General features: G+C 42.1%; 19 protein-coding genes and 1 riboswitch. Of the genes, 4 read left to right on the plus strand and 15 right to left on the minus strand.

Annotated elements, in window-relative coordinates; all coding sequences use genetic code 11:
* Nucleotides 1-16 precede the first annotated feature (16 nt).
* Nucleotides 17-2,020 (minus strand): ABC transporter ATP-binding protein, encoded by a 2,004-nt coding sequence (locus ACH0QE_RS21185; RefSeq protein WP_415802462.1) that lies wholly within the window; start codon nucleotides 2,018-2,020, stop codon nucleotides 17-19.
* On the minus strand, nucleotides 2,017-3,774 hold the full coding sequence (locus ACH0QE_RS21190) for an ABC transporter ATP-binding protein (RefSeq protein WP_415802463.1): 1,758 nt from the start codon (nucleotides 3,772-3,774) through the stop codon (nucleotides 2,017-2,019). The genes ACH0QE_RS21185 and ACH0QE_RS21190 overlap by 4 nt, the downstream gene beginning before the upstream one ends.
* Before the next feature lie 72 nt (nucleotides 3,775-3,846).
* Here ACH0QE_RS21190 and ACH0QE_RS21195 point away from each other — a divergent pair, with 72 nt between their 5' ends.
* The gene (locus ACH0QE_RS21195; RefSeq protein ID WP_415802464.1) at nucleotides 3,847-4,068 is read left to right on the plus strand and encodes a hypothetical protein; all 222 of its coding nucleotides are present in this window, start codon (nucleotides 3,847-3,849) and stop codon (nucleotides 4,066-4,068) included.
* Nucleotides 4,069-4,467: 399 nt separating this feature from the next.
* Here ACH0QE_RS21195 and ACH0QE_RS21200 read toward each other — a convergent pair whose 3' ends face one another.
* From ACH0QE_RS21200 to ACH0QE_RS21225, 6 genes are all read right to left on the minus strand, one after another.
* Nucleotides 4,468-4,674: a sigma-Y antisigma factor component gene (locus tag ACH0QE_RS21200; protein WP_415802465.1), complete on the minus strand. Its 207-nt coding sequence runs from the start codon at nucleotides 4,672-4,674 to the stop codon at nucleotides 4,468-4,470.
* The gene (locus tag ACH0QE_RS21205; protein WP_415802466.1) at nucleotides 4,671-5,018 is read right to left on the minus strand and encodes a YxlC family protein; all 348 of its coding nucleotides are present in this window, start codon (nucleotides 5,016-5,018) and stop codon (nucleotides 4,671-4,673) included. The genes ACH0QE_RS21200 and ACH0QE_RS21205 overlap by 4 nt, the downstream gene beginning before the upstream one ends.
* On the minus strand, nucleotides 4,984-5,535 hold the full coding sequence (gene sigY / locus ACH0QE_RS21210; RefSeq protein WP_415802467.1) for an RNA polymerase sigma factor SigY: 552 nt from the start codon (nucleotides 5,533-5,535) through the stop codon (nucleotides 4,984-4,986). Before sigY ends, ACH0QE_RS21205 begins: the two co-directional genes overlap by 35 nt.
* A 235-nt stretch (nucleotides 5,536-5,770) precedes the next feature.
* Complete coding sequence (locus tag ACH0QE_RS21215) at nucleotides 5,771-6,247, minus strand: hypothetical protein (RefSeq protein WP_415802468.1); 477 nt, start codon at nucleotides 6,245-6,247, stop codon at nucleotides 5,771-5,773.
* 79 nt (nucleotides 6,248-6,326) lie between these two features.
* The gene (locus ACH0QE_RS21220; protein ID WP_415802469.1) at nucleotides 6,327-7,355 is read right to left on the minus strand and encodes an IS1595 family transposase; all 1,029 of its coding nucleotides are present in this window, start codon (nucleotides 7,353-7,355) and stop codon (nucleotides 6,327-6,329) included.
* Between the two features lie 129 nt (nucleotides 7,356-7,484).
* Nucleotides 7,485-8,765 (minus strand): MFS transporter, encoded by a 1,281-nt coding sequence (locus ACH0QE_RS21225; RefSeq protein WP_415802470.1) that lies wholly within the window; start codon nucleotides 8,763-8,765, stop codon nucleotides 7,485-7,487.
* Nucleotides 8,766-9,027: 262 nt separating this feature from the next.
* On the opposite strand from ACH0QE_RS21225, the gene ACH0QE_RS21230 reads away from it, so the two are divergent.
* Nucleotides 9,028-9,351, plus strand: a complete 324-nt coding sequence (locus tag ACH0QE_RS21230) for an HPr family phosphocarrier protein (RefSeq protein ID WP_415802471.1) — start codon at nucleotides 9,028-9,030, stop codon at nucleotides 9,349-9,351.
* 533 nt (nucleotides 9,352-9,884) lie between these two features.
* Here ACH0QE_RS21230 and ACH0QE_RS21235 read toward each other — a convergent pair.
* The gene (locus ACH0QE_RS21235; RefSeq protein WP_415802472.1) at nucleotides 9,885-12,320 is read right to left on the minus strand and encodes a transglycosylase domain-containing protein; all 2,436 of its coding nucleotides are present in this window, start codon (nucleotides 12,318-12,320) and stop codon (nucleotides 9,885-9,887) included.
* Between the two features lie 362 nt (nucleotides 12,321-12,682).
* Nucleotides 12,683-12,868 (minus strand): hypothetical protein, encoded by a 186-nt coding sequence (locus ACH0QE_RS21240; RefSeq protein ID WP_415802473.1) that lies wholly within the window; start codon nucleotides 12,866-12,868, stop codon nucleotides 12,683-12,685.
* A 157-nt stretch (nucleotides 12,869-13,025) separates the two neighbouring features.
* Here ACH0QE_RS21240 and ACH0QE_RS21245 point away from each other — a divergent pair, with 157 nt between their 5' ends.
* On the plus strand, nucleotides 13,026-13,544 hold the full coding sequence (locus tag ACH0QE_RS21245) for a universal stress protein (RefSeq protein WP_415802474.1): 519 nt from the start codon (nucleotides 13,026-13,028) through the stop codon (nucleotides 13,542-13,544).
* A 79-nt stretch (nucleotides 13,545-13,623) separates the two neighbouring features.
* On the opposite strand, the gene ACH0QE_RS21250 is transcribed toward ACH0QE_RS21245, so the two are convergent.
* From ACH0QE_RS21250 to thiT, 5 genes are all read right to left on the minus strand, one after another.
* Nucleotides 13,624-14,088: a helix-turn-helix transcriptional regulator gene (locus ACH0QE_RS21250; protein ID WP_415802475.1), complete on the minus strand. Its 465-nt coding sequence runs from the start codon at nucleotides 14,086-14,088 to the stop codon at nucleotides 13,624-13,626.
* A gap of 202 nt (nucleotides 14,089-14,290) precedes the next feature.
* On the minus strand, nucleotides 14,291-14,452 hold the full coding sequence (locus ACH0QE_RS21255; protein ID WP_415802476.1) for a FeoB-associated Cys-rich membrane protein: 162 nt from the start codon (nucleotides 14,450-14,452) through the stop codon (nucleotides 14,291-14,293).
* Nucleotides 14,453-14,473: 21 nt separating this feature from the next.
* Nucleotides 14,474-16,363 (minus strand): ferrous iron transport protein B, encoded by a 1,890-nt coding sequence (gene feoB / locus ACH0QE_RS21260; protein WP_415802507.1) that lies wholly within the window; start codon nucleotides 16,361-16,363, stop codon nucleotides 14,474-14,476.
* 119 nt (nucleotides 16,364-16,482) lie between these two features.
* Complete coding sequence (locus tag ACH0QE_RS21265) at nucleotides 16,483-16,707, minus strand: FeoA family protein (RefSeq protein WP_415802477.1); 225 nt, start codon at nucleotides 16,705-16,707, stop codon at nucleotides 16,483-16,485.
* 294 nt (nucleotides 16,708-17,001) lie between these two features.
* Nucleotides 17,002-17,598 (minus strand): energy-coupled thiamine transporter ThiT, encoded by a 597-nt coding sequence (gene thiT, locus ACH0QE_RS21270; RefSeq protein ID WP_415802478.1) that lies wholly within the window; start codon nucleotides 17,596-17,598, stop codon nucleotides 17,002-17,004.
* A gap of 107 nt (nucleotides 17,599-17,705) precedes the next feature.
* A riboswitch (TPP riboswitch) is annotated at nucleotides 17,706-17,812 on the minus strand.
* Nucleotides 17,813-18,070: 258 nt separating this feature from the next.
* Between thiT and ACH0QE_RS21275 the strand changes: the two genes are divergently transcribed.
* Nucleotides 18,071-19,201: a histidine kinase N-terminal domain-containing protein gene (locus ACH0QE_RS21275; protein WP_415802479.1), complete on the plus strand. Its 1,131-nt coding sequence runs from the start codon at nucleotides 18,071-18,073 to the stop codon at nucleotides 19,199-19,201.
* Nucleotides 19,202-19,209 lie beyond the last annotated feature (8 nt).

Below are 19,209 nucleotides of genomic sequence, written 5' to 3' on the forward strand. Positions count from 1 at the left end.
TTGGGTGCGGATTCCCTTATCCTGCCTTAACTTTGTTGCCAAGCTGCAGCTGGTACATTTGAAAATATTTACCTTTAAGCTCCATCAGCTGATCATGGTTACCTTTTTCAACAATCCGACCGCGGTCAAGTACAAGGATCTGGTCAGCATTGCGAATGGTTGACAATCTGTGGGCAATGATGAAGGTCGTCCTGCCTTCCTTAAGGACATCCATAGCTTCCTGGATAATCGCTTCAGTCTCGGTATCAATACTCGATGTTGCTTCATCAAGAATCAGAATGGCCGGATCGAAGGCCAGGGCTCTGGCAAAAGAAACTAACTGTCGCTGCCCGCTTGATAGCGTGCTGCCCTTTTCAATCACCGGCTCATCGTAACCTTTTTCAAGATTTTTCAGAACGGTGTCTGCCCCAACGCTGGCCAGCGCTTTCTCAACACTATCCCGTGTGATGTCAGGATGATCAAGGCTGACGTTGGAGGCTATAGTGCCGGTAAATAGGAACGGATCCTGGAGGACGATCCCCATATGCTTACGCAACGTCTGTCTCGGCATTTCGGTGATATCCATGCCGTCAATCAGAATTTTACCTTCCTGCGGATCATAGAACCTGAACAGCAGGTTCATGATCGAACTTTTGCCTGATCCTGTATGGCCAACGAGTGCGACTGTTTCACCCTGTTTTGCTTCAAAGCAAAGATCCTTAAGCACATATTCATCTTCTTTATAACCGAAGGATACATGGTCAAAAAGTACATTTCCTTTGTAGCGTGGAATCTCCTTCTCGCTTACGTCGATTCCTTCTTCATCCATAAGATTGAACACCCGCTCTCCGGCAACAAGAGCCTGCTCAAGGTTAGCAAGCTGGTTGACGATTCCCTGGACAGGATTGAACAGACGGTTAATATAATCGACGAACGCGTAAAGCATACCGAGTGATATGGCGGAAGATGGCTGAAGTGCCTCACCGCCAAAATACCAAATGAACGCCACGAAGACGATATTTCTTAACACCCCCACAAGATTATGGGATGTTGAGGAATTCAAACTCAACAATTTATTTTGATAATTGAAATGATCCTTATTCAACGTCTCAAATTCCTGCTGTGTTTCTTTTTCCCTGCTGAATGCCTGGATGATGCTCATGCCCTGGATAGATTCATTGATCATGCCATTGATATCACTTACGCGTGAGCGGATGACATGGTTGTATTTTGATGCGTACTTCCTGTACAGCTTTGCCCAGACATAAAGGATTGGCAATAGCAGTAAACAAATTGCTGCAAGATTCGCATTCAGGATGAACAAGGCAATATAGATGCCAGTAATATAGATGAAACTTGTGAAGAACGTTGACAGGACAGTGACATATAATTCACGAATCGCCTCTGTATCATTCGTGATCCTCGCAACGACCTTCCCTGCAGGAAGATTGTCAAAATACTGGATCGGAAGCCGCTGAATCTGTCTGAAGACATCCTCCCGGAGCTTCTGGATAATCCGGTTCGCTGACTTTTGCAAATAAAATCTCTGCCCATATTGGAAGATGGACGCAATGACCAGCAAGCCGAAATAAAAGGAAAGAAGCTTAATAATATTCGGGATTTCTGGTTTATAAAAACTCATCAAATCATCGCCGGATAGAAGTTCTGCTTCATATTGCGCAGCCTTTGACCCTTTGCTGATTGTTAGAAGCCCATCCTCGTAGCTCCGGTTTCCGTCGAATTCAACCTCAGAATCCACAAATACAAAATTCCTGCCGACCTGTAAAATCCGTGCAGAATCTGTGCTGCCCGTGCCGCTTTCCTTTGAGTAAAAACTGCCATTGTATTCAACGGCACCTTCGCCGGCCTCAGTTTTGTGCCAAACCGACTCAATTCCTAAAATGTGATTATCAATCATCCGCTTGGCAATGAATGGTCCTGCCAGGTCTGCGACAACAGCGACAGTCAGCATCGCCAGGGCAATCAGGATTATTTTCTTATAATTTAACGCATATCTAAACAGTCTTTTTCCTGTACTCATACGGAGTGCACCTCCTCTTCGACTGTTGCAGCCTGCTGCTTGATATATTGCTCGTAATACCAACCTTGAGCATCTACCAATTGATCGTGCGTGCCTTCCTCAATTATTTTTCCATCCTCCAGCACGACGATATGGTCGGCATGCTCAACCGCAGACATTCTGTGAGTTGTTATGATGGTTGTTTTTGCATTCCGCTCTCTGCGGATGTTATCAATGATTTTTTTCTCTGTTTTTGCATCGACTGCTGAAAGCGAATCATCGAGAATAAGGATTTCCGGATCCTTGATCAAAGCACGTGCAATCGAAATACGCTGCTTCTGGCCGCCAGACAATGCGACCCCTTTTTCACCGACAAGTGTCTCCAGACCTTCCGGCAGCATCTCCAGGTCTTTGCGGAAAGCAGCCAAATCGATGATATCCTGAAAATCTTTTTCAGAAGCCATTGGGTTTCCAAACAGAATATTTTCCTTAACTGAACGGGAGAAAAGGATGTTTTCCTGCGGAACATACCCCATCCAGCCCCGAGTCTGCCTCAGGCTGTGCTCCTGGATCGGCACTCCTGATACAAGCAGGTTGCCTCTGCCTTCAGGATATTCCCTCAACAGCTGTTTAATCAGCGTTGTCTTGCCGCTTCCCGTCTTCCCGACAATCCCGAGTGTTTCGCCGCGATTCAGGTGCAGCTTGATATTATCAAGGTTGTTTACATTGGATGAAGGATATTTGAATGTGAATTCAGACATCTGTAAATACTCCGGATCATTGCCCTCCACTGGTTTCACTGGATCGGCAACATCCTCTTTGTATGATAATGTCTCATTCAGGCGGTCAAGAGAAGCATTGCCTCGCTGCATAACATTGATCAGTTCACCGATTGCAAACATTGGCCAGATCAGCATTCCCAGGTAAACATTAAAGCTGACAAGCTCCCCCAGCGTCAGCTTTTGCTGGAAAACAAGAAATGCTCCATATCCTAGACCGATTAAATAGCTCATACCAACAAGAATTTTAATCGTTGGTTCAAACAAAGAATCGATTTTAGCGACTTCGACATTTTTACGGTAGACATCTTCAGTCAAATCATGAAACCTGGATTCATCTGATTTCTCCTGTACATAAGCACGGATGACTCGTACTCCAGAAACAGATTCAAGCACCCTGTCATTCAGCTCGCCGAATGCATCCTGAGCGGAAGTGAATTTAGAATGAATCTTTTTGCCATATACGTTAACTAGATATGCCATGATTGGCAGCGGAATGATCGATACAAGTGTCAGCTCCCAGCTAATGAAAAATCCCATCGTGAACAAGATCGTCAGCATGAAGATGCTCGAATCGACAAGTGTCAGTACTCCGAAACCAGCCGTGATCGATATTGCTTTTAAATCATTCGTCGCCCTTGCCATTAAGTCACCTGTACGGTTCCTTTCAAAGAATGTCGGTGTCATTTTCAGCAAATGCTTCATGAAGCGGGTCCTGAGTTTCCGTTCAATCAGGAATGCCCCGCCGAATAATTGATACATCCAAATGTAAGTGATGAAATAAGAGACCACCGTAATCAGCACGAGGCCGCCAATATACTTTAGAATTAACTCCTGGTTCATGGAACCAATCTGGATTGCATCGATTGCCATTCCAACGATTTTCGGCGGCAGTACATCAAGAATGCCGACAAAAATCAGTAATGAGATCGCCACACTGTATCTCTTCCAGTTTTCTTTAAAAAACCAGCTTAACTTTGATAAAACTGATAACATGAATAATCACTCTCCTTACCCGAAAAGCCCAAGCAGCTTGGTCAGCCCCGACTAGCGCTGGAGGGCCTGACAGTGAAGTTGTTCTTTGACTTCATTGGCAGGACCGAAAACGAAATGTATAGCCGACTGTCCAGAAACGCAGAAACTGGAGACTCCGACAAAGAAGCGCTTTTTGCTTCTGCCGGCGGAGTTGAAGTTTCGGAGTTTCTACGAGGCGAAACTAGACATGCGACCCGAGGGGCTAGGCGCTGTAGCCGGACATTTCCAGGAATAAAATTCAACCTATCTTTCTAACAAATCTGACTAGCCGCTTTCTAGATATTCCTTTTTAACCAGTTTCTCCACTTTTGGTCTGACCATTTTGATTCCTCCTAGATTAATTTGGAATGGATTCTCTGAACATGAAAAAAGACATACCGCGGCATGCGATATGTCTTGAATCAATCGATAAAGACAGAAAAAGGCATACGTCACGCAGATGCGCAACCCATACCTTTTCAGTCACAGAGCAACTTGATTAAAAATCAGTTATGGTAAAAGGATGGGTTACGTGTATTTAGTTGAGCGTATCTTGCGTTTTTTACAATGTTCATATCCGTAACCCTCCTTTTAGTTATATTTTCCATTCCTTTGTAAGGTTATCACCCTAACAGTCACAATGTCAATTCTAACTTTTCGATATTTTTCATCATTTTACTTTTCAGCTGACTTGCTGCGCCATATTTTTCGTACAAACAGCAGATAAAATAGCAGCGGCATGGGTGCCTGAATCAAACCTAGGATTCCCCAAAGCCAATAATTATGGCCATGCTTCCGGGCATTTGTAAAAAGAAAAATGCTCTGCACCAATAGAATCAAAACAACCACGGCCAGCAAAACAGGTGACAGTTCTTCGTTCATCGGCTGTCCACCTGCTTTTGCACTCCTTTAAAACTATAGATTGCTGTAATCGCGAGCGTTGCAGCCTGCAGCATAAAGAAGAGCATCGGGAGCTCCAGCATAGTGAAGATCACCCCGCTTAAAATCAGCATAGCACTCAAAATGAACCACGCTAATTCGCGGCGGTATTTCTTCTTTTGAACCCGCTGCTGATGCAGAACCATTTCCTCGAACCATTTATCATCCGGGACAAAGTTGTCCATGGAATCCAGTTTGTCCAGTCCATTATTGATGGCGCTGATGGTGTCAAAAATTTCCTTATCCATTTGTTCATCGCTTGACGAGATTCCCTTTTGGTTTTTCATCTACTTTCAGCTCCCTTCTAACAGCTAAAAGTCCATGGTGGACTCTAGACTTTGCAGTTCCAGCGGCGATATTCAGTATTTCACCGATCTCATCGTAGGAATACCCATAATAGTGCTTAAGGATAAGAGGAATACGCATTTCATCTGTCAGCCTGGATAATGCGGCGAGAGCATCTGTCCATTCCTCATTCTTCGATTCCATTTGCCACTGCAGTTTGCGTGACGCTGCTTCTCCTTCGTTCCATTCCCGCTCGCGCTTTTTCTTCCGGTGCTGATCAATATACATATTTGTGGCTATGCTGATCAGCCATGATGAGAATTTTGATTTCCCATTGAATAAATGTATTTTCTCTACACATTTAGCCATCGTTGCTTGTGCTATTTCCTCTGCTATATCAGGATTCATCGTAATTTTCATCAGGTATTTTACCAGCAGGGGATAATGATTCCTAAACAGCAGAGCAAACGAACGGTGGTCGCCCTTTTTAGCGCTATTGATTAACTCTATCTCATCCATCAAAGCATGCCTCTCTTTCCCCGCCACCCCGAAAAATTATCTCTTAATTGATTATTTATTAATAAGACGCATGAAGTAAAGAATCGTTCAAAAAAATTTTTAAAAAATTTAATGTTTATGCGAGTTTGCTGAAACACAATTTTACGAAAGGCTCTGTTAAATTAGAATGTTGATATTTTAGCAAAAGCAAAGGGAAACCAGATTATTAAGGTTTCCCTTTGCTTTTATGACTAATCTATTTAATTTCTACAACAAATGTGTAGGATATTGTTCCGTTAGTCCATTCTGCTAATGCTTCATAGATATATTTACCTTTACTGGAAGGAAGGATTATTTGATTATCTTTTTGTTCTATTTCTATTTCTCTTCCTTTTTCATTCCATAAATAAACTTTGATATTTGGATTTCCTTCAATCTTAATATCAACTTTCTGATTTGGATTTGTGCTAACTGATTCTATATGCTCTGCCATTTGGTACGGAGATGCGTGGTCTGTTTGTACAACCTCAGTTCCTAAACCTTTCTTTCTTTCCCATTTATAACCGCCTCTTTCAATCTGATATTCCGTACCATTAATAATAATTAGTCCATTCAGAGATGGAGGAAACTCACTGTCTAAGTCTTCGGTTTTTTTATCTACATTATTTGAACAACCCATTATTGAAAATATTGATAACATAAATATTATTATAAAGAAATGTTTTAATCTCAAAAAATCCCCCCCTTTATTGATTTGACGATAAGTTTCTTCCAAAGGTTTCAATTATTGTGGTAATCAAACCCATTTAAAACTAAACAGTAAATTTTGAAGTACGCAAACTATCATAAGTATCGGTCATTTCAAATACAAATGATGATAAAAGAAATTCTTTTATATTGTGTTTTGTGCTTTCGTTACTACGGCTATCTACAAACAAGAACCAAGCAAGGTAATTATCAAGGTATTTCGTAGCAACACCTTTAAAACGGTCTATCCACCTTTTCATTCTTGAATGCAGACCGTTGACATTTTGAATATGGTACAAGCCTTTTATAACGTGTTTCCCATCATTTGATTTGATTCTGTAATGCTCTAATCCTTTTTCTTTTGCATACGTCATATAGGCTCTCCACGCATCTGTAACAAGTACATTATCAGATGTTAGTTTAGAACCAATCATACTATCAACTTTGGTTTTGACAACACGCCCCATACAAGCAACTTTGGAGACAGTAGCCTTTGTGCGGTCTCTGGCAACAAGAACACATACTTGTTCGTGGCTAATCCCTCTGTGTTTAGACTTACCACCACGTTTACGAGGTTTTCGCTCTGAAATACCACGCTTCCCTTTTTCAGAGTATAGGAAATAAGTCTCGTCAACTTCAACGATACCTTCAAATTGCTCAAAATCCATTTGTTTAAGTGAATTTAACAGTTTGTGTCTCCAATAAAAGAGAGTAACCCAAGTAACCCCCACGATTTCAGCAGATTTTCGTAGAGAATAGCCTTTAAACATACAATCAACAAATGTAATCCACTCGTTTCCTTTTCGAGTTCTATAAATAACTGTATTAGTGGTATCAGTGAAGGTCTTTCTGCAAGCCTTGCAACGATAGCGTTGACGACCATTGTTTTTACCGAATCGAACAATCTGTTCAGACGTACAGTGAGGGCATTCAAAACCTTCTTTGAAACGAGTTTCACGCATTTCTTCAATTAAACGACCACCAACGGAGGAGGAAGGTTCAACATAGCGTTTTACCCATTGATACACTTTTTCTTTTTCAGTATGCGATAGTTTATCAATGTCCTTTAACAATTCGCTAAACGTACTGCTCAACCTTAAAACCTCCTCCGAATGTTTGTTCTTATCTCATTATAAAAAGAATTCGAGAAAGTATCAAATATCAACATTTACCTTTAACAGAGCCTTACGAAAAAAAAAAGAAAGCCCTGTAAGGACTTTCCCCTATATCCCCTGCTCGACAGCAGGCTCTTTAACAGCGGACTCACTCTCTTCTGCGAGCTTAGGCAAAACAATCATATAAAACACCCCAACGATGGCGAGGCAGCCGCCGACAATCCAATATAGCATTTCAATTGTAAGCAGAGAAGGAAAGCTGTACGCAATGAAGGCAAGAGTCAATGAATGAGACAGCATGTTAAGCGGACTGATTAGTCCCTGGACCCTGCCCATCATTTTCGGATCTATAATGCTCGGAAGCCACCCGCCAATTCCTACATTTATAAGTGGCAACGCCAGTGCAGAGATAAACAGGATTCCCAGGAAGAGATAAATGTTGTTTGGCAGTGATGCGAGAGCCGTGAAGCTGCCCGAGATAATCAAACCTACTGAAATCAGGTGGTAGAGCTTCACTTTTTGAGAAAGCAATGACGCAATAAAACTTCCAATCAAAACCCCGATTCCAAACACGAAGCCGATGACAATCGAGTATTGTTCATACGTTTCGGGAGCCAGTTTATATTTAAGAATAAAAATTGGCATGACAGAGAAGCCGCCATTTACGATTCCAAAGATGAAAAAACCGATGATCAGAGTGAACAACAATTTGCTGCTCATGACATACATAAAACCGAATTTAAAGTCCTTGAAGACCATTTTGATGTTCAAATCCTTTAGTGTATGAGAGCCATTTGGCAGTCGCGCCTCCTTCGAAACGTCAGTCTTCTGAATGAGCAATGCACTGATGATGAACGACAGAGTGTCAACTAATATAGCGCCATAAATACCAATCGACCAATAAGCGAGTACCCCTAGCCCATTGCCAAACAGCATGAACAGACTCATCACGAGCTGATTCAAACCAGCTGCAGTTGTGTAGTCCTCTTTTTTCAAGATTCCCTGTACCATCCCATGCTCAGCCGGGAAAAAGAACTTTTGAACCGCGCTTCTCAAAAACAGGACAGCAAAGACCAATGGCATCCAGCCAACGTAGATTGCAGCAATCAATGCGACAGATAACCCGGCACTAATCCAATCACAATAAATGGCGATTTTTTGCCGGTCCATCCTGTCAGCAAATACCCCGATCAGGAAAAAAACCGCAAGCATTGGCACGGAATACATCAGTTCGGTTATAGTCGCATAGGCGGGCTGGGAGGTGAAACGGTCCAGCAAGAAAAACATGAAGGCTGTCAATCCAATTGTACTGCCCATTTGGGAAGTGAAGTTTGCTAAAAATAACTTCGTGAAACTCCTGTTCCTGAAAATCTCCGCAAATTTTTTCATAATTGTCTACTCCTCGCATCTCTTTTAGTAACTTCATATTAGCTTAATTTTCAGGTAGCAATAAACTTTCTCCTGACCGTTTCTTTCTCCATCCTCAGACGGAGTGCCTCTACGCTTGAGAACTACCTTAGCTTCATATGCTTTCTAGCTGGTTAGCCTGCCAACATCGCCCAATTTAACCTTTAAAGGTTTTCGAACCAAGTTAACGGGGTAATATTCTATTAACCTAATAAAAATGATTCATTAAAGGAGTTATATATATATGAAAGAGATTATGTCATCTAATGTTATGGTTCAGAAAAGATTCACTATGAAGAAAATGCTTGAAATCTATCAGGCAGCTAAAAAGTTGGACGGTACGACTTACTTATACAGCCGCCAGAAGGCAGTTGAGGCAACTTCATTGTCTAAGCTTGTTTCTTTCCTGCTGACGGTGGAACCAAATACAACTTTAAAAATTATTATGGAAGGTACAGATGTAGAACCGAAATTAAACCAACTGACCAGGCTTCTTACAAATGAAGCTTCTGTCCTTCGCGTAAAACGCAAGCAACTGATCGAGTCTTCCGAATCATTCCAAATATAGTCCCAATAATAGATAAAATAATGACTGAGGTGAAGTTTCATGGTAAGAACAATTCTTATGATTATCGGCGCAGTAGTCGTGATCGGTTTCCTTTTAAGCTTGATATAATTTGATATTAGTAAAGAGGGTGTCCAACTTTTTGGACACCCTCTTCTTATTTTTAAGACTGCCAAAAAAAATAGCCGTTGATTTCCATTCCTGGCGCTTCACTTTCCGCGGGAAGAATATGAAAAAGACCAACTGCCGTCTTTTTCATAAGCAATTCTTCCTTGGGGCTGAAGGTGAACCTCCTCGTCGCTATTTGCTCCGGCGGGGTCTCACCTGTCCATCTGATCCAGCAGGACATTGATTGAACTTCCTCGAACCTGCCCACACACGAGGGAAATGCGTTAGCATTTTCGGAGGAGTCTTCGCGCCTTCCACTCCAATCAACTTAAGTTGGGAAGAAATAGGTATTATAAATCATTTACACCTCACATAGGACAACACATATAAAAACAGCACAGGAGTCATATCCCCCGTGCTGTTTAGCATCAGTTATTGCTACCATCTTCTTTTTCTTTATCATCAGACCCATCGTCTTCAGATTCTCCTGTGCCTCCGGTATCTCCTTCGCCACCGGTATCTCCTTCGCCTCCGGTATCTCCTTCACCACCGGTATCTCCTTCGCCTCCGGTATCTCCTTCACCACCGGTATCTCCTTCACCACCGGTATCTCCTTCACCTCCGGTATCTCCTTCGCCTCCGGTATCTCCTTCGCCTCCGGTATTTTCATCACCACCAGTATTTCCTTCGTCTCCGGTATTTTCTTCACCACCAGTATTTCCTTCATCACCAGTAGCATTGGATCCACCGGTAGCATTTTCATCACTGGTGTCATTGGTGCTGCCAGAATTCGTTGCTGCGGCCGATTCAGTATTTGTTTCCTTTTTCTCTTTCTTTTTTGCTTCTTCTTTCAGCTTCTTTTTTGCTTCTTCCCACTGCTTCTTTAGTTTTTCCGCTTCCCTCTTAACCCTTTCCTCTAGTTCTTTTACAGACTTAGCACGCTGCTTTCTCTTGTGCTCCTCTATATATTTCGATAAAGGCGGGACATTGAAGGATTGTGCTTTAGTATTTTTCAATGCTTCTGACATAAAGTCCTTAAAAATCAGGGCCGCTCCTTCGCTGCTTGTAGTGGTCAAATAATGCTCCTTATCTGTCTTGTCATAGCCCACCCATACAGCGCCAACAAGCTGTGGGGTATACCCGACAAACCACTGGTCTTTTGTCCCTTTGACTCCTTCAATCGGAACCTGGGTTGAGCCGGTTTTTCCTGCTAATTCTCTGCCAGGGATTTGCGCACCTTTCCCCGTTCCTTCCTGGACGACACCAAGAAGCATTGTCGTCATTTTCTCTGCAGTTTCTTTTGAAACGGCCTTGCTCTTTTTCCCTTTATATTCAACTATTGCATTTCCTTCTTTATCAACAATTTTGGTGATTGCATGCGTTTCATAACGCTCGCCATCATTGGCAAAGGCTGAATATGCCTCAGCCATTGTTACCGGGGATACGCCAGTGGATAAGCCTCCAAGCGCCAGGCCAAGATTCCGATCATTCTTGGGATCCAGCTTAATGCCAAAGTTCTTTACAGACTCCATTCCTTTTACAATGCCGATTTCATCCAGGAGCCAAACAGCAGGCACATTCAATGAATCTCTCAATGCTTCATACATTGGAACTTCGCCTTTATATTTATCATTGTAATTTTGAGGCTTATAGTTTTTGAATTCCATTTCCTCATCCTTCAGCATGTCCGTAATACCCCGGCCTTCTTCAAGCGCTGGTGCAAAAGCGGCAAGTGGCTTCATTGTTGAGCCCGGCTGCGCTTTTAACTGTGTAGCACGATTATAACCTCTGAATACATGCTCACCTCGGCCGCCTACAAGGGCACGAATCCCTCCACTTTTAGGATCGACCAGTACAGCGCCGCTTTGGACGATTTGCTTATCAGTGCCTTTTGGGAATAAGTCATCTTTCGCATAAGTCGCTTCCACTGCTGATTGCATTGTCACATCAAGTTCGGTATAGATTTGCAATCCGCCCGTCAAAATCTCTTCCTGAGTCAGACCATATTTTTTGATTGCTTCATCAATGACGTGGTCTACATAATAAGGGTAGCGGCCACGCAACGGATCTCCGCCTTTTTCATTAAGGACAATCTTTTCGGCCACGGCCTGTTTATATTGCTCTTCCTTAATAAAACCATTGGTATTCATCATTTGGAGAACAAGATTTCGCCTTTCCACTGCTTCTTCATAATTTTTATTAGGATCCAATGCAGACGGTGCCTTGATCAAGCCAGCAAGCATAGCCGCTTCGCTTATAGAAAGATCCTTCACATCCTTGCCAAAGTACCCCATTGCTGCCCGTTTGATTCCCCATGAACCATTTCCGAAATAAATGCGATTCAAGTACATTTGCATGATTTCATCTTTGGAATATTGCTTTTCGATTTCTCTCGCCATGAAAAATTCTTCTAGCTTTCTTTTATAAGTCTTTTCGCTCGAAAGCAAAGCATTTTTTGTCAATTGCTGCGTAATTGTACTTCCACCTTCAACAATACTTCCTGCCTTGACGTTTTGCACAAATGCCCGTGAAATACCCACCAGGTCCACTCCATCATGTTCATAAAAACGGTGGTCCTCGATGGCAATAACGGCATTCTTGACATGGTCCGGAACATCCTCTATCTTGATCCCTTCATTTTTCAGCGCTGAAATCTTGCTGGCAACTTCGCCATTCGCATCATAGATGACGGTTGATTGTGCCATGTCATCATTCAATGCACTGATATCAGCACCCTCAGAATAAACATGGAAAAAACTTAAGAATGCGAGTACTGCTGTTGAAACAGACAAAACCAGCACCTGGTTCATATGTAGCCTTTTCCAGCCTCTTAGAAAACGTGTTGCTATTGAATTTTTGCTCACTGAGCACCCCAACCTTTTAAAAATAGTTTAGAAATATGACACTTTCTTTTACCCATTTTTCAAAGGTATTAACACAATTTGGCTAATTACGAGGAAAAAAGACATATAAGCAAGCAAAAAGCAACATATATTAATATCTATTGTTTCTGGATTTTTTTTGTGTTACTGATTAAAACCCATCTCATCGAGCTTTTACTTGGGTTGATTTGTTATTTTGTCTGAACACCGTATTACTTCAGACAATATCTCATGCTTGAGACGTTGTTTTTCCGAACACGGCATCACTTCAGACAAAACAAAAAAAGCCGCAAGATTGTCCGAAATCTGCGGTAGTTCTTTGGTATAAGCATCAATAGTTCTTACTAATTATGAATCTGCGATTCTATTGCCTCCTCCTTGCTGGCAGCGATCATATCTCTTTCTCGAAGTAGTGTTTCCATATACATATAGACGATTTGCTTTGTTTTATCATCCGCTTTTATGACATCAAGGTGCTGCATGCATTTCCGTATCGTCGGATGAATTGGCTTTTGAGAATGAAATCCCATCCGAGCCACTCCCTATCCAAAATTTAAAAATCTTTACAACAAGGTTCGCCAGTTTTTGAGGATTTTTGAGGGTATATGGAAATTATTAGGTCGGTTAGTTCTATTTTAAAAATGGGTATTGAATAATATGACGTACTAATCTTGGAGGTTGATCTATATGGCTGGAATAAAAAAAGTGGTTCTCGCTTATGATGATTCAGCAGGCAGCAAGAAGGCCCTGCAATTAGCAAAGGAGATCACCAGAGATAAAGAAGGCGTAAAGTTGTATGTTGGCCATGTATATGAGGAAAAAGTCAAAAGCGAATTGGTTGAAACCACTGAGCGCCCGATTGAACATCTGCCTATTAACAACTTTCCGGCGGATGGAATCCAGGTGCCTCCACTGGCTATGGAACAAGGTGCACTCGATAAATCAGAGCACTCGATCATTACCCATAGCGCTGAACAAGCCTTTAACAACGCAAAGGCCGAGCTGGATGCGATTAATTTGAATACTGAATACTCCACCCTGGAGGGAAGTCCAGCCGAGAGTATTTTAGAATTTGCCAAGGATGTAGATGCTGATTTAATCATCATAGGCCAATCAGGAAATGAAGGTTTCAAGCGTAAAATTCTTGGAGGCGTTAGTCAAAAGGTCGCCAATAACGCTCATTGCCATGTACTTATTGCGAAATAAAAGCCAAAAACAGCCGGGTTTTTGCCACCCGGCTGTTTAATTTTTTTCGTTATTTACTTTGTTTCAGCGATTAACTCGCTTACCCTTTCATCGCTTCAGCGGCGATTTCTTCTAACCTCTCTTTTGTTTCGTTTTCTTCAAAACTGCTGAATATCCGAAAATCATCTTGATCAAGAATCCTGTAATGCTGGCTGAGAATGTTTTGCTGCATGACAAACCCGCCATTCCTGGCTACTTCCCTCCACCAAACTTTGCCGCCCAATGTTTTCTCTTTTCGATAATCTGTGCCTTCATGGGCGATGGTTTCAAGGACCTCTAGTGGTTCATTTCCGAACAAAAACTGGATTGTTTCGGTTTCCCTGAACAGGGCGCAAATGGCCACGACTGTCGACCAGCCGGCTTGAGCTCTGCCTTTTTCAATCTGGACAAGCGTCTTTTTTGAGATTCCAATGATATCAGCCATTTTGTCCTGTGTATAACCAACTTCTGCACGCAGCACCCTAACTTTTTCCGAGACCCTGCTAATGATTTCATCCCTCGTCATCCGCTTCATTCCTTTAAGTTCTTTAAGTGTAATTTTACACTAAACTAATTTGAATTCAAAATACTTTTTACATTTATTTTTTAATTCTTAAGCAGTATAAAAAGTTAGACAATTGATTTCCATTCAAGGCGCTTCACATTTTATTATAGTCTTATAGAAAGCTCCATTGAAAAAAGAATGCAATGATCTGCATTCCTTTTGTTTATTTTATCTGTTTTTCCTGGCTGACGCTGCAGTTACTTGAACATGAGCTTTGGATGGAACAAGCAGCGCATTTCCCTTCTTTCGATTTCTTGATGAATCGGCAGAAGGCCCAGCCGGCGTATCCGAATATGGCTCCGCCGATTAAGAGATTCGCGATCATGAATCCTTCCTCCTTCCCTGCTTAGCTTAGTCCAAACAGCATACCGCCTTGATAAATAGCCAGAGACAATAGATATGCGATCATCAGGGCATAAGCAATTGAAAAAGCGGTCCAGCGTTTTGAACCGGTTTCCTTGTAAATCGTTGCAGTTGTTGCAAGACAAGGAATGTATAGCAGGATAAAGACCATAAAGCTGTATGCAGCCAATGGAGTGTAATGGGCAGCAAGCAAACCTTGCAGACTTGCTTCATCAGGGACAAAATAAATGATATTCATCGTTGATATAATGGATTCTTTCGCAAGGAATCCTGTGAAAAGGGATGCACTGGCCTGCCATGTGCCAAAGCCTATAGGGGCAAACAACGGTGCGAAAATACCCCCAAGAAGGGCTAAATAGCTGTCATCCATGCTGACATTTACACCTTCCGGACCAGCGTAGGCAAGCAGCCAGATTAGGACGGAGCCCGCAAAAATGAAGGTTCCCGCTTTCTTTACGAATCCCTTTCCCTTATCCCATGTGCTTCTCCAAAGTGCTCTTGCCTGCGGAAGCCTGTATGGCGGAAGCTCAATGACGAATAACGAAGTTTCACCTTTCAAAAGAGTCTTCGAAAATACCTTGGCCAGAATAAGTGCAATCACTACTCCTAATACATACAAACTTAAAACGACAGCTGCCTTCTGACCAACAAAAAACGCTCCAACAAACAAGGCGTATACAGGCAAGCGGGCTGAACATGACATAAGAGGCGTCAACAGGATGGTCATCAGCCGTTCCTTTGGCGTTTCAATGGTCCTTGCTGCCATAATGCCTGGCACGTTACAGCCGAATCCTATCATCATCGGGATGAACGCCTTCCCGTTCAAGCCGACAGATTCCATTAAGCGGTCCATAACCAGCGCGACACGGGCCATATAACCCGAATCCTCAAGCAAGGATATGAAAAAGAACAAAATGAAGATCTGCGGAACGAAGACAAGGACTCCCCCTACCCCTGCAACAATTCCATCAAGAACCAGATCTTTGATGAATGATGAAGCACCTGCTGCAGTCAGGGCTGCTGTGATTCCTGATGTTAATGGTCCGGACAAAAAAGAATCCAATGCGTCTGACAACGGGAAGCCAAGCCAGTCAAAGGTAAGCATGAACATGATGTACAAGAGGACTAGAAAAATCGGGATTCCAAGAAATTTATTCGTTACGATCATATCAACCTTCTCAGTCAGCGGGACCTTTTTATTATCCTGCTTCGTGGCAGCGGCTGATACTATTTTATCGATCGCTTCACTGCGCTTGCGGTGGATGATCTGGTCAAGCGTTTGTTTGCTGTCCGGATTTCGCTGTTCAGAAACAGTAACATTGTTGACCAAGTTATCAATCTCACCCGATGGCAAAATGGTTGCCAGATAGTTTTTTACATAAGGATTGCCTTCAAACAGCTGAAGAGCAAGCCAGCGAACAGGATGCTGTATCTTCCCAGCCAGCTTGTTCTCAAGCTCCAGGATTCCAGCTTCAATCGCTTTTCCATAATAAACGAGATTGTTCTTCCCTGTTCCGACAGCTCCAGCAGTCACCAGCTCTGCAAGCTCGTTACACCCCTTGCCTGTCCTGGCAACAACAGGGGCTACGGTCACTCCCAGTGATTCAGACAGTTTGGCAATATCAATTTGTATCCCCCTGTTTTTCGCCACATCCAGCATGTTTAAGCCAATAATGACCGGGGCACCAAATTCCAACAGTTGCAGAGTGAGATGAAGATTGCGTCTTAACTGAGAAGCATCCAGGATATTCAGAAGTTTTTCGAATGGTTCATTCAGGAGGAAATTCGTCACAACACCTTCATCTTTAGAAAGCGGATTGAGGGTATACACCCCTGGAAGGTCAATAAGCTGATCCTTGCCATTTTTAAATATTCCAACTTTCTTTTCGACCGTTACACCGCTCCAGTTGCCTACATATTCATAGGAATCTGTTCAGTTATTAAACAATGAAGTTTTTCCAGTGTTTGGGTTGCCAATGAGCGCAATATTCATCATACACGCTCCACTTCGATTCTAAGTGCTTCTTTGCGGCGAATGCCGATGCATTGCCCGCATGATTCAACCATGACAGGACCTCCAAAAGGCAGTATGCATTTCACGCACACTTCTGAGCCTTCCGCTATTCCCAAATCAAGCAATCTTCTTCTGACAAATTTATCTGCACTAGCAATATTCATGATCCGGCCTTTTTCACCAGCCTTTAATTTTCCTAGCATAGCCATCACCTTTTTTCGAGTTTGTTAGTTTTTAGAGAATCTATGTTGATTACCAATTACATTAAATAGGTTTACACCTGGTATTCTAAATGAGAATGATTATCTTTATTTAACCAATTCAGAGCGACTTCCACTGTGACTTATGTCACTATAACCCCGCTACAAACGTGTATTTTGTGCAAACTCCATATAATTGACACTATTTTCACCAGGAATCATTTCATCAACTCCATATACATATAATGGTATTTTTCGAACATAAAAACAGGAGAGCTGATTCAGCTCTCCTTGTTATCATATTTTATTGCTAACCTGTGTGGATTGGACCATTCTTGACGGTGCGTAGCTAATGACAAGAATGACGATAATCGCACTTAAGATCATGCTTGGGAGCATGTAGGTGCCATTATATAGAAAAGAATATAATGCAACAGGCTGACCTGGAGGCGCATAGCTTCCGAAGAATACCCAGCCTGAAATAAAATGGGCAATGAATCGTAGGGCGCTGCCGATAAAAGTTCCGGCAATGACAAATGCAATCCATTTTATCCTGTTGCCTTTTTGCATGCTTTCTTTTACCTGAGCTGCAAATAATCCGGCCGTTCCCACCAAAGCAAACGCAACAAGATAATCAAGAATCCCTTGTATCGGATGGTAGATTTGCGACATTCCGAGTATGGCCTGCAGTAGCCCAAACAGGAAGCCTGTAATGATTCCGCCCTTCACTCCCCAGCGAAATGCCATCAGGAATACAGGCACCATCGCAATCGATACTGAACCGCCCTGCGGCCAGATTCTAGAAAATAAAAATCCGGAAAATAAATCAAGCAAATACGCCAGTGCGGAAAATACGGCTATTTCCACTAAAAAGAGAGTTTGTTTTTGTTTCATGTTTGTTCCTCCTTCTTTTCAGAATGAGGTCCGTTTCTAACACGCCTTTTCTGCTTCAGAAACAAAAAAAGCAATCGAGGGATCGATATAGGATTCCCAAGATTGCTTTCCTATCGCATCCACATTCCTTCGCTAGCATTAACTAACAGGTTCAAAGGGTAAGAACTCGGGCGCTCACTCTCAGCTGCTTTACGCAGCTCCCCTTGTGGTTATTATTTAGTTTCTACACTATGAATATACTACGTCTATTATTCAATAACAAGTATAACCTTTCGGCAAACTCTGGACTATTCAATAAATGTCGATAACTCAATAGACAAAACTCTATCATTGTTGCTAAAAAAATCGGTCTTTTGTCACGATTTTAGCTATTCGACGCATTTCAGCGGATGTTCTCAATATTCGACAAAGGGATTTCATGATTTTCCTCGAATCTTTAATACCGAAATGAAAAACTGGGGGACTTAATGAAATGCTGCCAATTACGGATAACCGATTGCTTAGCTTCCTGACTAGTGAAAAGGAAAACCTCATTGCCGACTGGACGAATAATATAATCGTTTCAGAGGATGATCCATATAAAGAGAAAATTAGCAAGAACGCTGAGAGAATGTATGTAATCATTCTTTCGGTATTTTCCAAGACAAGTGAAGAATTGGAAGAACACATTCAAAAGCTTGCTTTTATGGTCGGAGAAGAACGAGTTCGCGCTGATATTAACATTGGAGATTTTGTCTATAATGTCAATTCCGGACGATCAGTTCTTTACAAGCACCTTCACAAAATGAATATGGAATGGGAGGAAATGCAGGAGGCGATCAATCGGATCAATTATTGTTTTGATACCTTCTTGTATTATGCTGTATCATATTACAATGAACAGAAAAACAAGATCATCGAAGAAAAGAACCAGTTCATCGATTCAACACATAAGGACAGACTGACATTGCTTGGCCAAATGACATCAAGCTTCATCCATGAATTCCGCAACCCGTTAACTTCCATCCAGGGCTTTATCCAGCTATTGAAATCCGAACATGAAGATATGCTGTATCTCGATATCATCTCCAGTGAGCTGGAGCAATTGAATTTCCGGATTTCCCAATTCCTGCTTTTATCAAAAAAAGAGCTGATTGGAAAAGAAAAGACCCTTTTCTCATTGAATAGAATGATTGAGGAAGTATTGAATTTCCTATATCCCAGCATCCTTGACACGAATGTCCGGATTATCAAGGAGGTAGCCGAGGATATGGAACTTTACGGCTATGCTGATGAAATCAGGCAGGTCCTAATCAATATCATCTTCAATGCCATTGATGTATTGAGCCAGTACCGTGATGATCCACAGATCGAAATAAAAGGATTTTTCGTGAATGACACCCATATCAAAATTGAGATTTCGAATAATGGGCCAATCATTCCTGACCATTTACTAAAAACGATTTTTGAACCATTTGTTACGACCAAAACACTTGGTACGGGACTCGGTTTGTTCGTCTGCCGGGAAATCATCGAAAAGCATAAAGGAATTCTTGCCTGCTCATCAGAACCAGACAAGACGTCCTTCATCATGCTGCTGCCTTTGACAAGAATAGAAAACTAGCAATACTA

This window comes from Mesobacillus sp. (assembly GCF_047739415.1).
In the GTDB taxonomy this organism is placed as follows: Bacteria; Bacillota; Bacilli; order Bacillales; family Cytobacillaceae; genus Mesobacillus.